Here is an 18,266-nt window from a genome sequence, read left to right on the forward strand (position 1 = left end):
GGAGAAGCAGATGAAACGTTCACTAATCCTCGGCAAAGACACGCAGGATGTGGAACTCACCCACCAGGACGGCATGACCACACTGGTCTGGGAAGGGGAGGGCCACCCCATCGACATTCTCGAACTGGAGCCCGGCTGCTATTCGATCCTCATGGATGGCCGTTCCGTGGAGGTCCGCCTGGACCAGGCCAAGTCCCCCGATCCCGAAGCCCACGCCTACCGCGCCATGCTCTACGACGGAGCCTACGAGTTCTCCCTGGTGGATCCCCGCCGCACCCTGCTGTCCGGCACCGGTGGAGCAGGCGCCGGAGGCGGGCTGCTGGCCTCCCCCATGCCCGGCAAGATCGTGAAGCTGCTCGTGAAAGCCGGGGACCAGGTCCAGGAAGGACAAACCCTCCTCGTCATGGAGGCGATGAAGATGCAGAACGAGCTGAAGACCAGCACCACCGGAACCGTCGCGACCGTGCATGTCCAGGAGGGCGCCACCGTGGAAACTGGAGCGGCTCTTATTACCGTGGTGGCGCCCGAAGTCTGAGCGGGAGGCCTTGCGTATCGGCGCAGGTGATACCAAGAGGATGCAGAACGAGCTGAAGACCAGCACCGGGAAGCTAGGTCGATCACGCACGGGAATTCAAGTGATTAGGGGAATTCTCCAATTTTCAGTCAGACTACCGATGAGGATTGGGTGCGGAATTGCGCGGGACAGGAGTCCCGCCTTTGCGGGAGGCAGCCATGAGGAATCTTTTCTTTCTGGTACTGGCAGGAGCGACTCTGGTGGTCCAGGCACAGGAGGGCCAATCCTGGGTCACTGGCCACCTTGGCCAGACTCGATTCGGGAACGGGTCGATCCTCAAGGACCAGGTGCACCTCGGGGCCGGGGTCGGGCACTGGTACACGGACCTCTTCGGTCTGGATCTCCGCGTGCTGCGCACGGACATCCAGCCCAAGAATGCCCCGGGGTCTTCCAAGAGCCAGGAGGTTCACCTGATGGCCTCTGGGCTCATCAACCTCTATCCAGGTGCCAGCAACTGGTACCCCTATCTGTCCGCGGGGCTGGGAGCGACGAACGTCGGGTCCCCCTACTCCGGGAAAAGTGATGGCACCACCCTGATCAATTACCACGGCGGCATCGGAATCATGGGGAAGTTGACGGATGGTTTGATGCTTGATCTCAGTGCCAAGGGGATCCGGGTCGGTCCGCACTGGGATGCCAGGACTGAATACCTGGCCACGCTGGGCCTGGGCTACACCTGGGGTGGCAGGAAGGCCGCGCCAGTGCCGGCTCCCGCTCCTGCACCCGAACCCATGCCGGAACCCAAGCCTGAGCCCGTGGCGCCGCCCCCACCGCCTCCTCCGCCCCCGGCCCCCGAACCGCCGAAGGAGGTCGTCAAGCCCGTGCCGCCTCCGCCACCCCCGCCTCCACCGGCCAAGATCGTGCTGGACGAGGCCGTGCTGCACTTTGCCAACGGCAAGGCCGAGCTGGGTCCGGATGCCAAGGCCGCCATCCAGAAGGTGGCGGATGGTCTCAAGGCCTACCCGGGCGACTACTCCCTGGTGGTGAGCGGGCACACGTCCTCCATCGGCGGCAAGGCCCTGAACAAGTCCCTCTCCAAGCTGCGGGCCGATGCGGTGGCCAACATCCTGATCGAATCCGGCGTGGTCGCCTCCCGGGTGTCCACCGTGGGCGTTGGTCCCGACAAGCCCATTGCCGACAACAAGACCAAGGAAGGCCAGGCCAAGAACCGGCGCGTGGAGATCGACGTCAAGGTCAAGGATGGCAAGACGGAAGTCCGCAAGACCGAAACCGGCGTGGTGGAGGCGACCTTGCCCGCCCCCACGCCCCGGAAACCCATCAAGAAGGCCGGGAAATAGGAAGGTCGGATGCTTTGAAGGGGGGCAGGGATCTCCTGGCCCCCCTGATTCGTCTTGGTCTCTCCCGGAGGCCACTCCAACCTGACGGGCTTTTGTAAGATCCCAAAGACGCCGACTAGCCCAGGTTCAAAACCTGCTGGTGGTACCAGGCATGAACCGGCAGTCGATTGTCATGACGGTTGAAAAAATGCCAATGGTTTTCAGGTGCATCAGGGGTTTTGGAAGAAGTCCTGGAAGGTAAAGTGCGTGTTTCCATTTGAACCAGCCCGACTGCGAGGCTAGTGTGTGATGGAGGTCACACCTCGCCATTGGAGGACTAGATGAAAAAAACCTTGCTGTTCCTGCTCGCCGGGACTGCCTTGACACTTTCCGCCCAGCAGGGGACCGCCTGGGTCGCTGGCTACCTGGGGCAGACTTCTTTCGATTCTGATGCCAAGTGGAATGGGTACAAGTTCAAGGATCAATTTCACTATGGTCTTGGCGTGGGGCACTGGTACACCAATCGTTGGGGCCTGGATGTCCGCGCCTTGAAGAACGACCTCGAGAGCAAAGGGCCCTCCGCCCCCAAAGGGGATGAAGCTCACCTGCTTGTCTCGGGGCTTTACAACCTGCGTCCCGGAGCCGAGGACTGGTATCCCTATCTCGCTGCAGGCGTGGGCGGTTCGACGGTGAGCAGCGGCTACTCGCCCAGCGGGCAGCTCACCACCCGATTCAATTACCACGCCGGGGTGGGTCTCATGACCCGGCCTGCGGAGAGTTTCCTGCTGGATCTGAGTGCCAAAGCCGTCCGGGTGGAACTGCCCAAATCCAGGACGGAGTACCTGGCCACGCTGGGCCTGGGCTACACCTGGGGTGGCAGGAAGGCCGCGCCAGTGCCGGCTCCCGCTCCTGCACCCGAACCCATGCCGGAACCCAAGCCTGAGCCCGTGGCGCCGCCCCCACCGCCTCCTCCGCCCCCGGCCCCCGAACCGCCGAAGGAGGTCGCCAAGCCCGTGCCGCCTCCGCCACCCCCGCCTCCACCGGCCAAGATCGTGCTGGACGAGGCCGTGCTGCACTTCGCCAACGGCAAGGCCGAGCTGGGTCCGGATGCCAAGGCCGCCATCCAGAAGGTGGCGGATGGTCTCAAGGCCTACCCGGGCGACTACTCCCTGGTGGTGAGCGGGCACACGTCCTCCATCGGCGGCAAGGCCCTGAACAAGTCCCTCTCCAAGCTGCGGGCCGATGCGGTGGCCAACATCCTGATTGAATCGGGGGTGGTCGCCTCCCGGGTGTCCACCGTGGGCGTTGGTCCCGACAAGCCCATTGCCGACAACAAGACCAAGGAAGGCCAGGCCAAGAACCGGCGCGTGGAGATCGACGTCAAGGTCAAGGACGGCAAGACGGAAGTCCGCAAGACCGAAACCGGCGTGGTGGAGGCGACCCCTCCCGCTGCGACGTCCAAGAAAACCGCGAAGAAGGCCACCAAGTAGGTTGGATGACCCAGCGGCGGGGGTTCCGGCCCCCGCCGTCCTTTCCGGAGGGACGCCATGTCCATGAAAGACGAATTCAAGGCCTTCATCATGAAGGGCAACGTCATCGATCTGGCCGTGGCCGTGGTCGTGGGCGGCGCCTTCGGCAAGATCGTCACTGCCTTCGTGGATGGCATGGTCATGCCTCTGGTGACCTACGTGCTGCCCGCGAACATCAAATGGGAAGAGTGGGTCTTCGGCAAGTTCCGCATCGGTGCCGTCCTGGGTGCAACGATCAACTTCCTGATCATCGCCCTGGTGATCTTCCTGGTGCTGATCAAGCTCCTGGGCCGCTTCATCAAGAAGGAAGAAGCCCCGGCAGCCGCGCCGGACACCAAGGAATGCCCAGCCTGTCTGGAGCAGGTGCCCCTCAAGGCCACCCGCTGCAAGCACTGCACCAGCCAGCTCTGAGCCGCCCTCGACTCCCTGAAAGGGCCCGGTCATCCGGGCCCTTTCCCTTGTGAGCGCAAGGGTTTCCGTGGTGAACTGGAAGATCAACCCCGGGGCGCTTGGGTGCGCCCCCCGACGCACGAGGGCGCCGATGAGCGAGCAAGCTCCGGTTAAGAAATATTCCGTTTTTCTTCCGAAAACGGACTTCCCCATGAAGGCCGACCTGCCGCAGCGTGAGCCCAAGCGGCTGGAGCGCTGGAAGGCCGAAAGCCTGTACCGCCGCATCGAGGCCAGGCGCAAGGCCGATAACGCGGCGGGGAAGGGGAAGGGCCGCGAGGTTCTGCATGACGGCCCCCCCTACGCCAACGGCGCCATCCACATGGGCCACGCGCTGAACAAGATCCTCAAGGACGTGGTGGTGAAGTCCCGCTGGATGGAGGGCTACGAGTCGCCCTACGTGCCGGGCTGGGACTGCCACGGCCTGCCCATCGAGCATGCCGTCGAGAAGGATCTGGGGCCCAAGCGCCGCGAGATGAGCCGCGCCGACTTCCTCCAGCGCTGCCGGGCCTACGCGCAGAAGTGGATCGACACGCAGCGTACGGCCTTCCAGCGCCTGGGCGTGCTGGGCGCCTGGGAGCAGCCCTACGTGACCATGGATCCCGCCTATGAGGCCGAGACCGTGCGCCACCTGGCCCGGCTCTTCGACAGCGGCAGCGTCACCCGCAAGCTGAAGGTCGTGCATTGGAGCTATGGCGCCCGCACGGCCCTGGCCGAGGCGGAAGTCGAATACGCAGACAAGACTAGCCCGGCCATCACCGTGGCCTTCCCGGTCACGGACGCCGAGGCCCGGCGCCTGGAACTGCCCACGCCGCTCTTCGTGCCCATCTGGACCACCACGCCCTGGACGCTGCCCAGCAACCTGGCGGTGGCCATGCATCCGGATCTCGAGTACGCCGTCGTCCGCGCCCGCGTGGGTGACACTGACCGCCACTACATCGTGGCCGTCACCCTGCGCGAGGACTTCGGGAAGAAGCTCGGCGTCGAGCTGCACACTGTGGAGATCCGCAAGGGCAAGGAGTTCCAGACCCTCGTGGCACGGCATCCCTGGATCGACCGGCAGAGCCCGGTTCTGCTGGCGGACTATGTCGTCGCCGACACGGGCACGGGCCTGGTCCACACCGCGCCCGATCACGGAGTGGATGACTTCAACCTGGCCCACCACCTGGGCCTGCTCCAGCTGGTGGGGCCCGACGGCAAGTTCCTGCCCGCCGTGGATGATCCTGAGCTGGAGGGGAAGAACATCTTCGAGTGCAACCCGCTGGTGGTGGACAAGCTCCGGCGCATCGGTGCGCTGCTCCACGAGGAGTCCCTCACCCACAGCTATCCCCACTGCTGGCGCACCAAGACACCCATCCTCTTCCGCGCCACGGAGCAGTGGTTCATCACCATGGACTCGGAGCTGGCCGGGAAGGGCCGCAGTCTTCGGGAACTGGGCATCGAAGGTGTCGAACAGACCCAGTGGATCCCCGCCCAGGGCCAGAACCGCATCCACGCCATGATCGCGGGTCGCCCCGACTGGTGCATCAGCCGCCAGCGGGCCTGGGGCACGCCCATCACCGTGCTGCGCTGCGAAGCCTGTGGCGAGCCGCTGGTGGCCGCCTCCATCTTCGAAACCGCCGCCGCCGCCATCGAGAAGGGCGGCATCGAAGCCTGGGCCGAACTTCCGGTGGAACAGCTGCTGCCAGCAGGGGCCAAGTGCCGCTGCGGTTGCGGGGCCTTCCTCAAGGAGACGGACATCCTCGACGTGTGGATCGACTCCGGCGTCAGCGCCTCGGTCGTCTGCGAATCCCACCCAGAGCTGAGCCGCTCCGACTACAGCCAGTTCATCTACCTGGAAGGCTCGGACCAGCACCGGGGCTGGTTCCACAGCTCGCTGCTCTTCAACCTCGCCGCCACGGGCACCAAGCCCTACAAGCAGGTCGTCACCCACGGCTTCGTGCTGGACGGCAAGGGCCAGAAGATGTCCAAGAGCCTGGGCAACGTCATCACGCCCGAGGAGATCCTCAAGACCCTGGGCGCCGACATCCTGCGCTGGTGGGCCGCCAGCTGCGACTACAGCGAGGACATCCGAATCTCCAAGGAGATCCTCGACCGCAGCGCCGATGCCTACCGCAAGATCCGCAACACCCTGCGTTTCCTGTTGGGGGCCCTGGCGGATTTCGATCCCGCCAAAGATGTCGTCGCGCCCGCGGACCTCGCACCGCTGGACCGCTGGGTGCTGGACGCCTTCGCCCGCACCACGGTGGAAGCCCGGGACGCCTACACGCGCTTCGAGTTCCACCGCGCCACCCAGGCCATCCACGGCTTCTGCCAGCTGGAGCTCTCCGGTCGCTACTTCGAGATCATCAAGGACCGGCTCTACTGCGACGCCCTGGATTCCGCCCGCCGCCGCAGCTGCCGCCACACCTGCTGGGAGCTGGCCAAGGGCCTCTGCACCCTGCTGGCCCCGGTCATGAGCTTCACCGCCGACGAAGCCTGGGAGCAGATCCCGGGTTGCGAAGGAAGTGTTCACGAGCAGAGGTTCCCCTCGCTCAACGGCGCCGCGGCTGAGCCGAAGTGGGAAAAGCTCTGGGAGGTGCGTGAAGCTGTCCAGGCGGCCATGGAGCCCCATCGGGCCGCCAAGACCATCGGCACCAGCCTGGATGCGGCCGTTCAGATCACGCTGAAGGATCAGGCGGATTGGGACCTGCTTGAAACCCTCGGCGAATCCCTGGACGACCTGCTCGTGGTTTCCTCCATCGTGCGAAGCGCAGCTTCGAGCGCCGACAGCGGCCCCATCGTCGCGGTCACCACCCACGACGGGCAGAAGTGCCCCCGCTGCTGGAACCACAAGGGCGGCCACGGAACCGGCGAGGATGCCGCCCTCTGTGCCCGCTGTGCCAAGGTGGTGGGCTAGTGCGCCGACTCTGCTGGTTGCTCCTGCCGGTCTCGGCGCTCGTCGCCGATCTCGGCTCCAAGGCCTGGGTCCTGCGGACCATCGGGGAGGGGGAATCCCTGCCCGTCATCAAGGGCTTCTTCTACCTGACGCTGGGCTTCAACCGGGGGGCCATCTTCGGCAGCCTGACCTGGCTTCCCGCCTCGGCGCGGTACCTGCTCTTCGCCCTGGCGGGGCTGGCCGCGCTCATCTATTTCGGCCGGCTCTTCCTGGCGAAGGAGACCTCAGCCTGGGAGCGCCTGGCGCTGGGGCTCATCCTGGGCGGAGCCCTGGGGAACGGCATCGACCGCCTCTACCGCGGCGCTGTAGTGGACTTCCTCGACTTCGTGTTCGGCACCTGGCACTACTGGACCTTCAACCTCGCCGACAGCTTCATCCTCGTGGGGGCCATCCTCTATGCCCTGCGGATGATCCTGGCCTCCAAGGGCGACCACCCCACACCGGCAACCTGAAGCCCAGGGGGGAGACGGGTATTCAACCACAGATGAACACGGATGAACGCAGATAAGGATCTTCCTTTTTATCCGCGTTTATCTGTGTTCATCCGTGGCAAACCCTACGTTTGCTACTGAGCTTCGATGGCTTTGAGCAGGGCCGCATCCTTGGGCAGCTGGTCCACGTCGGCGAGCCTTGGCACGAGGCGCTTCCAGAAGGGTTCCGCGGCGAAGACCTGCTTGAAGAGGGGCAGGGCCTCGTTGAGCTTGCCGCTGGAGGCCAGGACCACGGCCTGCCAGAAGGGCATCTCCCAGATGCCGGGGGCCAGCTTCGCGGCCGCCTCATAGGCGGCCTTGGCCTCGGCCCACTTGCTGGCGGTGACGAAGCCATCGCCCTCATCCATGAGCCGGTAGGCCCGGCGCAGCTGGATGAGGCGGCCCAGTTCCTTCAGCGGATCCGAACTGTCCTCCACCCGCAGGTCGAAGAGGCGATCGTTCCAGGGCTGGCCTGAGGGTTTGCCTTTCACGATGAGGATGGCGGCGCTTTGTTTCCCGCGGATGTCACCGCCTTCGGCCTGGGCCGCGCGGAGGGCCGCCAGCAGACGATCCGCGAGGTCGCCCTTGGTGCTGCGGAAAGCCTTGGCCATGGCGGGCCAGACGCTGGCCTGGTCCATGAGATTGGCTTCGACCGTGAAGCCTTCGCCCACTTCGTGGCCCGCAGCCTGGATGCACTTGGCGCCGGTGTGCGCCGCGGCGCGGCCCTGGGCGTCCACCATGGCCACCTGGCGCACCTCCCGATCCGCGTCGGCCGAGAGCAGGGCCTTCATGGCCTCGGGCGCGGACTTGCCCGCCTTCATGAGCGCGAGCCCCAGGGGGCCATAGCTGGGTTCGGTGAAGCTCTGCGTGGCCACGGCACCCACACCCGGCTCCGCCCAGGGCACGGCCGAACCGACCGAGAACCAGTGGCTCTGCACCGCCACGCCCAGATCCCCGGTCACGGAATCCCGGGCGACGATGGAATAGGTGTGGACGGGGCGGCGGGGGGCCTCCCCCGCGCTTCCATCCAGCGCGAAGAAGACCAACAGGAACAAGGCGGGGCATCGCATGGGGACTCCAGTTGTGATCGGGACCTGGGTCATCCTAGATGCTTCTGGGGCATCTGGCCCAGTCCGGGCTGGTACGATGGTCTCCATGAATCGATGGCCCGCACTCCTCCTCTTCAGCACCCTGGGTCTGTCGGCCCAGACGCCGGAAGGCTACGTCCAGTCCGTGGACGCCTGGCACGCGGCACGCGAGGCCCGGCTGATGGCCGAGGATGGCTGGCTCACCCTCATCGGCCGGGACTGGCTGAACCAGGGCGAGAACACGCTCGGCTCTGCCCCCGGCTCCACCGTGCTCCTGCCCGAGTGGGCCGCACCGGCCAGGGCGGGCCTGTTCGTCCTGGAAGGCACGGCGGTGCGGTTCAAGCCCCTCCCTGGCGGTGGCCTGCTCCTCAACGGCAAGCCTGCGACCGAAACCGTGCTGAAGTCGGACGCCGACGGGACGCCGGATGTGTTCACGGCCGGGCGGGTGAAGTTCTACCTGATCCGCCGCGGAACCCGGCTGGGCGTTCGCGTCAAGGATTCCGAGAACCCCGCGCGCAAGGCCTTCCACGGCGTGCCCCGCTATCCCGTGGATGCGGCCTGGCGCGTGGAGGCGGAGTTCATCCCCTACGCCACGCCCCAGACCCGGGCCATTCCCACGGTGTTGGGCACCACGGAACCCATGACCGCTCCCGGTCTCCTCAAGTTCAAGGTGGGCGGCCGCGAGGTCACGCTCGAGCCCATGCTCGAGGAGGGTGAGCATCCTGAGCTCTTCATCATCTTCAAGGACGCCACCAGCGCCCACGGCACCTACCCGGCCGGGCGCTTCCTGTATGCCGACATGCCGAAGGGCGGCAAGGTCATCCTGGATTTCAACCGGGCCATCAATCCGCCCTGTGCCTTCACGCTGTTCGCCACCTGTCCTCTGCCGCCCAGACAGAACCAGCTGGGCTTTGAGGTCCGTGCCGGCGAGAAGGAGCCCGAGGGTCACTGAGCCGGCCCGTGCCTGCACCTGGCCTCGGGCTGGGATCCGTGATTGTTTCCACTCCCCACCCGCGGTCAGGTCCGGGTGTTTGTCTGGCGAATGGATGATGTCCGACTTCCGATGGTTGCTGAAGGTGGCGGGCCTCGCCTGGGCCGGGTGTGCCCTCTGCGTGGGCCGCACGGTGGATAACGCGCCCCGGCCCAAGGGCGTGGAGGGCGGGACGAAGGGCCTCGAGCCCATGGAGGGTTTCCAGGCGGTCCTGACCCGCCAGGCCGCCGAGATGGGGGACCCCCGCGCCCAGTTCAACCTCGGCTGGTGCCATGCCACGGGGCAGGGTGCGCCCCGGGACGATGCCCAGGCGGCGGCCTGGTACGGCAAGGCGGCGGCACAGGGGCTGCCCGAAGCCCAGTTCAACCTCGGATTGATGCTGCTCATGGGCTCGGGGATCCCCAAGGACGAGACCCGGGCCGTGGCCTGGTTCCGGAAGGCCGCGGAGCAGGGCCTTGCTCCAGCGCAGTACCACCTCGGGCTCTGCCTCAGCCTCGGACGGGGCGTGGAGAAGGACCTCATCCAGTCCGACGAACAGCTGCTGAAGGCGGCCGAGCAGGGGTACGCCCTGGCACAGTTCCTCCACGCTGCGAACTGTCTCGACGGGAAGGGGCGTCCGCGGGACCTGGGCCAGGGGGCGGCCTTCTCGCGGAAGGCGGCGGAGCAGGGCGTGGCGAAGGGGCAGTGGCAATGGGGCGTATGCCTTTCCGAGGGGCTGGGCGTGCCCAGGGATGAGGTCGAGGGCCTCCGCTGGATCCAGAAGGCCGCGGCCCAGGGCGACCTTTCCGCCATGGTCTCCCTGGGGCTGGCCCACGGTCTTGGCCGGGGCGTGCCGAAGGACCCCCAGGAGGCCCTCGTGTGGTTCAGGAAGGCTGCCGACCTGGGAGACGCCTCCGCGCGCTACCACCTCGGCATGTGCCACAGCAACGGGCTCGGCGTGCCGGTGGATGGCCGTGAGGCCGTCCGCTGGTTCACGGCGGCGGCGGAGCAGGGCGACGCGCGCGCCCAGGCGGCCCTTGGGGTCGCCTACCACACGGGGCGTGGCGTGCCGAAGGACGATGCCGAGTCCTTCCTCTGGACCTGGAGGGCCGCCGAGCAGGGGCATCCGTTGGGGAGCTTCAATCTGGGCCTGTCCTATGAGTTCGGCTGGGGCGTGCCGGTCAACGACAGCTCGGCCACATGGTGGTACCGCAAGGCGGCCGAGATGGGGGACGCCAGGGCCCAGTTCAACCTGGCCCTCCGGCTGGAGCAGGGCAAGGGGGTTCGCCGGGATCTCCCCCAGGCCGTGGCCTTCTACCGGAAAGCGGCCGGGCAGGGCCTCGCGGCGGCCCAGCTCAACCTGGGCGTATGCCTATCCACGGGACGGGGCGTGGGCCTCGATGCCGCGGAGGCGGTGCGCTGGTACCAGAAAGCCGCGGATCAAGGTGTTCCCGATGCCTGGTTCAACCTCGGTCTGGCCCATGTCTCCGGCGCCAGGGCCACCTGGAGGCCGCAGCAGGCCGAGCCGCTGTTCCGGAAGGCGGCCCTTCACGGGCTGGCCAGGGCCCAGGTGGCCCTGGGGAACCTCTACGCCGAAGGCCTGCTGGGCACGAAGAACCTGGTTGAAGCCCATGCCTGGCTCAGCCTCGGTGCCGCCCAGCCAGGAGAGGCGCAGATCCGGGCGCGGCGGTTCCTGGACAAGGCGGCGCGCCGCATGACGACGGATCAGATCACCCGGGCCCGGCACCGCCTGGACCAGCTGCGGCTGGAGGTGGCCGCGGTGCAGGCAGAGGCCGCCCGCCACGCAGCGGCATCCTGACTTCCCGGACCCTGCTCTGAGTCCAGCATCTGCAAATGGAAAGGCCTGTTCCAGGATCGTCAGGAGGCGGGGAGCTCCAGCATGAAGACGCTCCCCTGCGGAGGGTTCTCCTCCACCCAGATCCGCCCCTGGTGGGCTTCGGCCACCAGCTGGCAAAAGGCCAGGCCCAGGCCCGAGCTGGACCGGGTGCCGGGTTGCCCCTCTTCAAGGCGCACGAATTTCTGGAAGATCTGCTCGCGCATGTGCTCGGGAATGCCCCTGCCCTGATCGCGGACTTCGAGACGGACGCCGCCCTCCGTGCGCTGGGCCTCGAGCCGGGTGCAACAGCCCCGGGGCGAGTACTTCAGGGCATTGTCGAGGAGGTTCAGCAGGAGCCGCCGGAGGAACTCCTGATCGGCTTCGACCTCGAGGTCGGAAGGGCATTCCCAAACGAGGTCGTGCCCACGGGACTGGGCCAGGGACTCCACCTCCTTGAGCAGGCAGGGAATCCATTGGCGAAGCGGGATCCGTGTCTTGCGGAGCTCCAGGCCGACCTGTTCGGCGCGGCCGATGTCGAGGATGTTCTGGATCATCCGCCCCATGTACTGGGAGGTATCCCGCAGCCGGCGGAGTTGAGTCCGCGAAGCGGTGCCGCCGTCCTCCCGCTCATCCAGCAGCTGCAGCCCAGCCTGGATGGCCGAGAGGGGATTCTTCAGGTCATGGACGATGAACTCGAAGAGCTGCTCCCGCTGCTTCTGGAGGTCGAGCAGGTTGTCCCGCTCCGCCTGGATCTCGGCCTGGAGCCGCTTGAGCCGCATGAGGCTGCGGATCCTGACGACCAGCTCGGCCGAGAGGACGGGCTTGCGCAGGAAGTCGTCCCCCTTGACCTGGAAGGCCAGGGAGTGGATGTCCTGCCGCTCATCCCCGGTCAGGAAGATGATGGGGAGCAGGTCGCCGTTCGGCAACTCGCGGATCCGCCGGCAGACCTCCAGTCCATCCATGTCGGGCATCTGGATGTCCAGGAGGATCAGGTCCGGCTTATAGGACGAAAGCAGCCCCAGCGCGTCGACACCACCCTCAGCGGTTTCCACCTGGTAGTAGGCCCGCTCCAGCATGGCCCGGAGGCTGCGGCGCGTCAGGGCGTCGTCATCGACCACCAGGATGCGGGCCCCGTGATCGGCCCGGCGGATGAAGATGGGTCCTGCTTCCATGGCTTGCCCTCAAGGCTTTCCTCGGAAGGCAGCCGGTGTTCCTTGAATTTTCACGCCTTGCCCATGAAAAAGACGGGTGGGTGAAAAATGACCACCTCGCCGCCGGGGGCGGCAGGACGGCTTCGGTTACTTGGGGCCTGGATGGGAGAAATCGGCCCCGTTATTCCTTTACGACACCATCGACATACATCCAGCGCCCGTTCTCGCGGGCGAAGGTGCTGGTCTCGATGTGGAGGGTGCGGCGCCCGTTGGACTGGAGGCTGGCATGGAAGGTCACGATGCCCGTGTCGTCGTCCTTGCCCCCCTTCTCCTTCCCGACGATCTTGAGCCCCACGGCCTGGACGGACTTGCAGTAGGCGGCCAGCTCCTCGCGGTTCTCCTCCGCCCGCTTGGCTTCGGGGCGGGTGGCGATGAGGTAGTCCGCCTTGCCCAGCGCGTAGGCGGAGAAACGAGACCGCATCAGCTGCTCGGCGGTATCGGGAAACTTGCCCCCGGAATGGTAGGGGCCGCAACAGCGGTCATAGGGTTGCTTGGAGGTGCAGGGACAGGGACGGGACATGGTCAACCCTTCATGGGGATGTGCAACCCGATGGTCTCGGCATGCTCGCGGGCGGATTCGTAGCCGGCGTCGGCGTGGCGGAAGACGCCCATGGCGGGGTCGTTCCAGAGGACGCGGGCGATGCAGCGGTCGGCCCGCTCGGTGCCGTCGGCCACGATGACCACGCCGCTGTGCTGGCTGTAGCCCATGCCCACGCCGCCGCCATGGTGGAAGCTCACCCAGGAGGCCCCGCCACCCACGGCGGTCATGGCATTGAGCAGGGGCCAGTCGCTGACGGCGTCGGAGCCGTCCTTCATGGCCTCGGTCTCGCGGTTGGGGCTGGCCACGCTGCCGCTGTCCAGGTGGTCGCGGCCGATGACGATGGGGGCCTTCACCTTGCCGGTGCGCACCAGCTCGTTGAACTTCAGGCCCGCCAGGTGGCGCTCCCCGGCGCCGATCCAGCAGATGCGGGCGGGCAGACCCTGGAAGGCGATCTTCTCCTGGGCGGCCTTGATCCAGCGGACCATGCCTTCGTTTTCCGGGAACAGCTCCATCATGGCGGCGTCCGTGACGGCGATGTCCGCGGGATCGCCCGAGAGCGCGGCCCAGCGGAAGGGGCCGATGCCCTTGCAGAACAGGGGCCGGATGAAGGCCGGCACGAAGCCCGGGAAGGCGAAGGCGTTCTCGCAGCCGGCCCGCTGGGCCTGGGCACGGATGTTGTTGCCGTAGTCGAAGGTGACCGAACCGAGGCGCTGAAACTCGATCATGGCCTCGACGTGGGTCCGCATGGAAGCGAGGGCCCGCTGCACATAGGCTTCGGGCTCATCCTTGCGCATGACGGCGGCCTGTTCCAGCGTCATGCCGGCGGGGATGTAGCCGTTGTATTCGTCGTGGGCCGAGGTCTGGTCCGTGACGAGCTGGGGGATGTAGCCGCGCTTGAGGATTTCGGGCAGCAGCTCGGCGGCATTGCCCAGCAGGCCGATGCTGCGGGCCTCGTGGGCATCCACGTACTGATCGACCAGGGCCAGGGCCGTGTCCAGGTTATCGGTCCACTCATCGAGGTAGCGGGTGTCGATGCGCTTCTGGATACGGGTCTGGTCCACCTCGATGCAGAGGGCCACGCCGCCGTTCATGGTGACGGCCAGGGGCTGGGCGCCGCCCATGCCGCCCAGGCCGGCGGTGAGGGTCCAGGTGCCGGCCAGAGTGCCATTGAAGTGCTGACGGGCGGCCTCGGCGAAGGTCTCGTAGGTGCCCTGCACGATGCCCTGGCTGCCGATGTAGATCCAGCTGCCGGCGGTCATCTGGCCGTACATCATCAGGCCCTTCTGATCCAGCTCGCGGAAGTGCTCCCAGGTGGCCCACTTGGGCACCAGGTTGGAGTTGGCGATGAGCACGCGGGGGGCGTCGGCATGGGTCTTCACCACGCCCACGGGCTTGCCGCTCTGCACCAGCAGGGTCTCGTCGTCGTTCAGGTGCTTGAGCTCCTTCACGATGGCGTGGAAGCAGTCCCAGTTGCGGGCCGCCTTGCCCAGGCCGCCGTAGACCACCAGATCCTCGGGCCGCTCGGCCACCTCGGGATCCAGGTTGTTCATGAGCATGCGCAGCGCCGCCTCCTGCACCCAGCCCTTGCAGTGCAGATGGGTGCCGCGGGGCGCGGTGATGACGGGGGACTCGGAAGCGGTGGACATGGGGGCTCCAGCGGAACCCCCAAGTTTCCCACGGCTTCGCTTGGACGGCGATCAAGAGCTCCTGAGCTGGGCGATGGCCCGCTCCAGGTCGCGCCGCATGGCCTCCGGGCTTTCCGCTTTGTGAAGAAAGCCATGGCCGGGGAGCACCCAGCTGAAATCGAAGGCCAGCAGCTTCTCCAGGCTGGCCAGCTGTTGCTCCCAGGAGTGCCAGTTGTAGGCGCGGGAAGCGGAGAGGTGGCCCTTGTCCGGGTTCCACCAGAGGTGATCCCCCGTGAAGAGGAAGCCCTGGTGGAGAAGGCAGACGCTTCCCGCCGTGTGGCCGGGCGTGGGAATCAGCAGCAGATCTTTGGCGAGGGGGATGGGCTCCTCTCCGTCCACCAGCCGCTCGAGGCCGGTCATCCGGTCGGCGCGATGCATGATCCGCTCGCATCCGAAGCGTTCGTGATAGGTCGCATGATCCGCCACATCGTCCTGGTGGCTGAGGACCATCATCGCCACGCCGCCCAGGGCCGCCAGGTTCTTCATGAGCGGCTCGGCGGCTCGGGGCGAATCCATGAGGACATTGCCCGCCGGGCGCCGGATCAGGTAGCTCCAGGCGCCAAAACTCTTCTCGCTGGCATAGCCGCAGAAATAGACGCCCTCTGCCAAGGCGTGGGGGAAGGCCTGGCTGGCCCTGGCCACATCGGCCTTGTCATCGGTGCCGATGGAGCCCACGGGGCAGGCCACCAGGGCCATGGAGGCCCTGAGCCGCAGGCCGGCATCTGCAGGCTGGGCATGGACGCGCGCGTGGTCGCCACCGTCCTGGAAGGTCTCGGGGGCGAACTGGTAGCAGGTGCCGCAGTCGATGCAGGTCCGGTCCACGAAGAAGGGGCCGGGGACGTTGTCGGCATGGGCTTCCGTTCGGCGGGCCATGGACTCTCCCGGGCTTTAGATGCTACCGGTTCACCATGTGCATCATCGCCTCGGGATAGCGGGTGCCCGCGGCCGCTCCCGGCGGGAACAGGCCGCCCAGTTCCTCCAGCTCGCCGGGACAGAGCACCTGTTCCAGCGCGCCCAGATTCTCGTCCAGGCGCTCCCGGCGCTTGGTGCCGGGAATGGGGGCCAGGTCGCCACCCTGGCCGAGCACCCAGGCCAGGGCCAGCTGGGAGGCCGTGCAACCGCGGGCGATGGCCATGTCCTGGATGCGGGCCACGAGGGCGAGGTTCTTCTGGAAGTTCTCGCCCTGGAAACGGGGGGAGTTGCGCCGGTAGTCACCGGGCTCGAAATCCTCGAAGCGCTTGATCTGGCCCGTGAGGAAGCCGCGGCCCAGGGGGCTGTAGGGCACGAAGCCCACGCCCAGTTCGCGACAGGCCTGCAGCAGGCCTTCTTCGGGGTCACGGGTCCAGAGGGAATATTCGGACTGGACGGCGCTGATGGGATGCACGGCGAAGGCCCGGCGCAGGGTGGCGGGGCTGCACTCTGAAAGCCCCAGGAATCGGACCTTGCCGGCCCTTGCGAGGTCGGCCATGGCGCCCACGGTGTCCTCGATGGGCACTTCGGGATCGACCCGGTGCTGGTAGTAGAGGTCGATGGTCTCCACGCCCAGGCGCTTGAGGCTGGCCTCGCAGGCGGTGCGCACGTAGTCTGGGCGCCCACAGACGCCGCGCACGGTCGGGTTCGCCGGATCACGGACGATGCCGAATTTCGTGGCGATCACCACCTTGCTGCGCACGCCGGCCAGTGCCTTGCCCACCAGGATCTCGTTGAGATGGGGTCCGTACATGTCGGCGGTGTCGAAGAAGGTGATGCCCCGCGCCACGGCGTGGTGGATCGTGGCCGTGGATTCCGCATCGTCGCGCTGGCCGTAGAAATCCGACATGCCCATGCAGCCCAGGCCGAGGCCCGATACGGTGAGTCCCTGGGTTCCGAGGGCGCGGGTCAGCATGGGGGCCTCCATCTCATCCAACCAAGTATGAGGCCCGGGAGTGGCGAGTGCCGACTCCCGGGCCTGGACTGGCACCACGATCAGCGGTGATCGATGACGTCCTTGGCTTCGAAGCGCACCTTGGGGGCGGTGGCGTACTTGTCATCGTCCGCGCGGTAGCCGACAGGGCAGGCGCTGACGGTGGCGTAGCCGGTGCCCTTGAGGCCCAGGATCTCGTCGTACTTGGCCGGCTCGATGCCTTCGAAGGGGCAGGCGTCGATGCCCAGCAGGGCCGCCGAGGTGAGCAGGTTGCCCATGGCGATGTAGGTCTGACGGGCGGCCCACTCGTGGATGACGGCGTGGCGGGCGCCGTTGACGAGGTCGCCCATCATGAAGCCCTTGTAGCCGGCGAGGCTCTCCACGGTGGTGCCGCGCACCTCGGCCGTGCGGGCGATGAAGCGGTCCAGGTCGGCCTCGGTGACGTCCTGCTTGGCGGCGAAGACCACCAGGTGGCTGCAGTCCTCCACCTGGGCCTGGTTCCAGGAGGCGGGCCGCAGCCTGGCCTTGAGGGCGGGGTCCGTGACCACGATGAACTTCCAGGGCTGAAGGCCATAGCTGGAGGCCGTGAGGATCAGGGCTTCCTCTAGCACGGTCCAGTCAGCGGCGGAGAGCTTCTTCGTGGCATCGAATTTCTTGGTGGCGTAGCGCCAGTTCAGCTGTTGGAGCAGGCTCTCGCCTGGGATGGAGCTCATGGGTTCCTCAGAGTTGAAGGTGAAGCGTTCAGATGGCCTGCTGGATGCGGGTCCGGAGCTGGTCGATGGGCAGGGAGCCCACGATCCGATCCGTGGGTTCGCCATTCTTGAAGATCACCAGGGTGGGCATGCTCAGGACGTCGTACTGCTCGGAAAGCGGGGTGTAGTCATCTACGTTCAGCTTGGCGAAGGAGGCCTTGCCCTTGAATTCCGCAGCCAGGAGCTCTGTGATCGGGGCGATCTCGCGGCAGGGGGCGCACCATGGTGCCCAGAAATCCACGATGGTGGTGCCATTGGCCACGGCTTCAGCGAAGGTCTTGTCGGTCAAATGGGGAATGAGGTCAGACATGCCGGGACTCCTGTTTCAGAGGTCCAGATTAACGGAATCGGGCCGTTTCTCCGTCATGACAATCTCCCGGGTCGTGGATGCCAAGGTCAGGAAACCCTGGCCCAGCGCGCACTGGCGGTGGCGATGCGCTGGCCGAGGCGCTCGGCGCTCTTGCGGTCGGCCTCGTTGGGTTCGACCTCAGGGGCCACCTGGCCCGCCTGGGCCATGACGCCGCTGAAGCTGCCGAGGCGGTTGGTCCCTTCGTCGTTCTGGGGCAGGTCTGCGAGGCCGACCCAGACCATGCCGTGCTGCATGGCGAAGATTATGAGGGTCTGCAGGGTGTTCAGCTTGTCGCCGCTGGGGCTGCCGCTGATGGTGAAGCCCGCCGCCAGCTTGTCCTTCCACTTCCGCTCGTACCAGGGCTTGGAGCTGGCATCCATGAAGGTCTTGAAGGGGCCGCTCACGCTGCCCATGTAGGTGGGGCTGCCGAAGACGATGGCGTCCGCGCCCTCCAGGTCCGCCCAGTGGGCCTCGACCTCCTCGACGGGGATGAGGTTCGCCTGGGTGCCAGGCACGGATTCGGCGCCGGCCTTCACCCGTTCCGCCACCACCTTGGTGTGGCCGAAGCCGCTGTGGAACACGATGGCGATCTTGGTCATGCTGCCTCCTTATCGGGCACTTGCATTCGGTTGGCCCGTGACCCAAACTTTAGGTGCTTACGATCGAAAAGAAAGTAGGCACTATTTTGGAAGGTA

Annotated in this window: 17 protein-coding genes; 8 read left to right on the forward strand and 9 right to left on the reverse strand. The window is 66.5% G+C overall.

What is annotated here, in order from left to right:
- Window positions 1–10 precede the first annotated feature (10 nt).
- The 6 genes from QOZ81_RS07575 to lspA all read left to right on the forward strand — a co-directional run bounded on the left by QOZ81_RS07575 (window position 11) and on the right by lspA (window position 7,217).
- Window positions 11–535 carry a biotin/lipoyl-containing protein gene (locus tag QOZ81_RS07575; RefSeq protein WP_291199256.1) on the forward strand — a complete coding sequence of 175 codons (525 nt, stop codon included), beginning with the start codon at window positions 11–13 and terminating at the stop codon, window positions 533–535.
- Window positions 536–732: 197 nt separating this feature from the next.
- Complete coding sequence (locus QOZ81_RS07580; protein WP_300715369.1) at window positions 733–1,872, forward strand: OmpA family protein; 1,140 nt, start codon at window positions 733–735, stop codon at window positions 1,870–1,872.
- A gap of 320 nt (window positions 1,873–2,192) precedes the next feature.
- Window positions 2,193–3,341 (forward strand): OmpA family protein, encoded by a 1,149-nt coding sequence (locus tag QOZ81_RS07585; RefSeq protein ID WP_300715370.1) that lies wholly within the window; start codon window positions 2,193–2,195, stop codon window positions 3,339–3,341.
- 57 nt (window positions 3,342–3,398) lie between these two features.
- Window positions 3,399–3,791 (forward strand): large conductance mechanosensitive channel protein MscL, encoded by a 393-nt coding sequence (gene mscL / locus QOZ81_RS07590; RefSeq protein WP_291199252.1) that lies wholly within the window; start codon window positions 3,399–3,401, stop codon window positions 3,789–3,791.
- A 190-nt stretch (window positions 3,792–3,981) separates the two neighbouring features.
- Window positions 3,982–6,726, forward strand: coding sequence for an isoleucine--tRNA ligase (gene ileS, locus QOZ81_RS07595; protein WP_291199250.1), 2,745 nt, complete (start codon window positions 3,982–3,984; stop codon window positions 6,724–6,726).
- Window positions 6,726–7,217 (forward strand): signal peptidase II, encoded by a 492-nt coding sequence (gene lspA / locus QOZ81_RS07600; protein ID WP_291199248.1) that lies wholly within the window; start codon window positions 6,726–6,728, stop codon window positions 7,215–7,217. The genes ileS and lspA overlap by 1 nt, the downstream gene beginning before the upstream one ends.
- Before the next feature lie 113 nt (window positions 7,218–7,330).
- Here lspA and QOZ81_RS07605 read toward each other — a convergent pair whose 3' ends face one another.
- Window positions 7,331–8,305 carry a DUF1028 domain-containing protein gene (locus QOZ81_RS07605; RefSeq protein WP_291199246.1) on the reverse strand — a complete coding sequence of 325 codons (975 nt, stop codon included), beginning with the start codon at window positions 8,303–8,305 and terminating at the stop codon, window positions 7,331–7,333.
- A gap of 85 nt (window positions 8,306–8,390) precedes the next feature.
- Between QOZ81_RS07605 and QOZ81_RS07610 the strand changes: the two genes are divergently transcribed.
- Together QOZ81_RS07610 and QOZ81_RS07615 are read left to right on the forward strand one after the other, a co-directional pair.
- Window positions 8,391–9,275, forward strand: a complete 885-nt coding sequence (locus tag QOZ81_RS07610; protein WP_291199244.1) for a DUF1684 domain-containing protein — start codon at window positions 8,391–8,393, stop codon at window positions 9,273–9,275.
- A gap of 97 nt (window positions 9,276–9,372) precedes the next feature.
- The gene (locus QOZ81_RS07615; RefSeq protein WP_291199242.1) at window positions 9,373–11,112 is read left to right on the forward strand and encodes an SEL1-like repeat protein; all 1,740 of its coding nucleotides are present in this window, start codon (window positions 9,373–9,375) and stop codon (window positions 11,110–11,112) included.
- 59 nt (window positions 11,113–11,171) lie between these two features.
- Here the strand turns inward: QOZ81_RS07615 and QOZ81_RS07620 are convergent, their stop codons facing one another.
- The 8 genes from QOZ81_RS07620 to QOZ81_RS07655 form a co-directional block, all read right to left on the reverse strand.
- Window positions 11,172–12,302: a hybrid sensor histidine kinase/response regulator gene (locus QOZ81_RS07620; RefSeq protein ID WP_291199240.1), complete on the reverse strand. Its 1,131-nt coding sequence runs from the start codon at window positions 12,300–12,302 to the stop codon at window positions 11,172–11,174.
- A 160-nt stretch (window positions 12,303–12,462) separates the two neighbouring features.
- Window positions 12,463–12,861, reverse strand: a complete 399-nt coding sequence (locus tag QOZ81_RS07625) for a YchJ family protein (protein WP_291199238.1) — start codon at window positions 12,859–12,861, stop codon at window positions 12,463–12,465.
- Window positions 12,862–12,863: 2 nt separating this feature from the next.
- On the reverse strand, window positions 12,864–14,528 hold the full coding sequence (hutU, locus tag QOZ81_RS07630; RefSeq protein ID WP_291199236.1) for a urocanate hydratase: 1,665 nt from the start codon (window positions 14,526–14,528) through the stop codon (window positions 12,864–12,866).
- A gap of 51 nt (window positions 14,529–14,579) precedes the next feature.
- Complete coding sequence (locus QOZ81_RS07635) at window positions 14,580–15,440, reverse strand: MBL fold metallo-hydrolase (RefSeq protein ID WP_291199234.1); 861 nt, start codon at window positions 15,438–15,440, stop codon at window positions 14,580–14,582.
- A 22-nt stretch (window positions 15,441–15,462) separates the two neighbouring features.
- On the reverse strand, window positions 15,463–16,452 hold the full coding sequence (locus tag QOZ81_RS07640; RefSeq protein WP_291199232.1) for an aldo/keto reductase: 990 nt from the start codon (window positions 16,450–16,452) through the stop codon (window positions 15,463–15,465).
- 80 nt (window positions 16,453–16,532) lie between these two features.
- Complete coding sequence (locus QOZ81_RS07645) at window positions 16,533–17,183, reverse strand: NAD(P)H-dependent oxidoreductase (protein WP_291199230.1); 651 nt, start codon at window positions 17,181–17,183, stop codon at window positions 16,533–16,535.
- Window positions 17,184–17,211: 28 nt separating this feature from the next.
- On the reverse strand, window positions 17,212–17,532 hold the full coding sequence (trxA, locus tag QOZ81_RS07650; RefSeq protein ID WP_291199228.1) for a thioredoxin: 321 nt from the start codon (window positions 17,530–17,532) through the stop codon (window positions 17,212–17,214).
- An 86-nt stretch (window positions 17,533–17,618) separates the two neighbouring features.
- Window positions 17,619–18,170: a flavodoxin family protein gene (locus QOZ81_RS07655; protein WP_291199226.1), complete on the reverse strand. Its 552-nt coding sequence runs from the start codon at window positions 18,168–18,170 to the stop codon at window positions 17,619–17,621.
- Between the last annotated feature and the right edge of the window lie 96 nt (window positions 18,171–18,266).

It is taken from the genome of Geothrix sp., assembly GCF_030219325.1.
In the GTDB taxonomy this organism is placed as follows: domain Bacteria; phylum Acidobacteriota; class Holophagae; order Holophagales; family Holophagaceae; genus Geothrix.

What these genes read in the sequence shown, in the direction of transcription:
- QOZ81_RS07640 (WP_291199232.1), bottom strand. Translation starts at nt 16,452, where the DNA reads ATGCTGACCCGCGCCCTCGGAACCCAGGGACTCACCGTATCGGGCCTC.
- QOZ81_RS07585 (WP_300715370.1), top strand. Translation starts at nt 2,193, where the DNA reads ATGAAAAAAACCTTGCTGTTCCTGCTCGCCGGGACTGCCTTGACACTT.
- mscL (WP_291199252.1), top strand. Translation starts at nt 3,399, where the DNA reads ATGTCCATGAAAGACGAATTCAAGGCCTTCATCATGAAGGGCAACGTC.
- QOZ81_RS07625 (WP_291199238.1), bottom strand. Translation starts at nt 12,861, where the DNA reads ATGTCCCGTCCCTGTCCCTGCACCTCCAAGCAACCCTATGACCGCTGT.
- QOZ81_RS07605 (WP_291199246.1), bottom strand. Translation starts at nt 8,305, where the DNA reads ATGCGATGCCCCGCCTTGTTCCTGTTGGTCTTCTTCGCGCTGGATGGA.
- QOZ81_RS07655 (WP_291199226.1), bottom strand. Translation starts at nt 18,170, where the DNA reads ATGACCAAGATCGCCATCGTGTTCCACAGCGGCTTCGGCCACACCAAG.
- QOZ81_RS07615 (WP_291199242.1), top strand. Translation starts at nt 9,373, where the DNA reads ATGTCCGACTTCCGATGGTTGCTGAAGGTGGCGGGCCTCGCCTGGGCC.
- QOZ81_RS07575 (WP_291199256.1), top strand. Translation starts at nt 11, where the DNA reads ATGAAACGTTCACTAATCCTCGGCAAAGACACGCAGGATGTGGAACTC.
- trxA (WP_291199228.1), bottom strand. Translation starts at nt 17,532, where the DNA reads ATGTCTGACCTCATTCCCCATTTGACCGACAAGACCTTCGCTGAAGCC.
- QOZ81_RS07610 (WP_291199244.1), top strand. Translation starts at nt 8,391, where the DNA reads ATGAATCGATGGCCCGCACTCCTCCTCTTCAGCACCCTGGGTCTGTCG.
- QOZ81_RS07620 (WP_291199240.1), bottom strand. Translation starts at nt 12,302, where the DNA reads ATGGAAGCAGGACCCATCTTCATCCGCCGGGCCGATCACGGGGCCCGC.
- QOZ81_RS07635 (WP_291199234.1), bottom strand. Translation starts at nt 15,440, where the DNA reads ATGGCCCGCCGAACGGAAGCCCATGCCGACAACGTCCCCGGCCCCTTC.
- hutU (WP_291199236.1), bottom strand. Translation starts at nt 14,528, where the DNA reads ATGTCCACCGCTTCCGAGTCCCCCGTCATCACCGCGCCCCGCGGCACC.
- ileS (WP_291199250.1), top strand. Translation starts at nt 3,982, where the DNA reads ATGAAGGCCGACCTGCCGCAGCGTGAGCCCAAGCGGCTGGAGCGCTGG.
- QOZ81_RS07645 (WP_291199230.1), bottom strand. Translation starts at nt 17,183, where the DNA reads ATGAGCTCCATCCCAGGCGAGAGCCTGCTCCAACAGCTGAACTGGCGC.
- QOZ81_RS07580 (WP_300715369.1), top strand. Translation starts at nt 733, where the DNA reads ATGAGGAATCTTTTCTTTCTGGTACTGGCAGGAGCGACTCTGGTGGTC.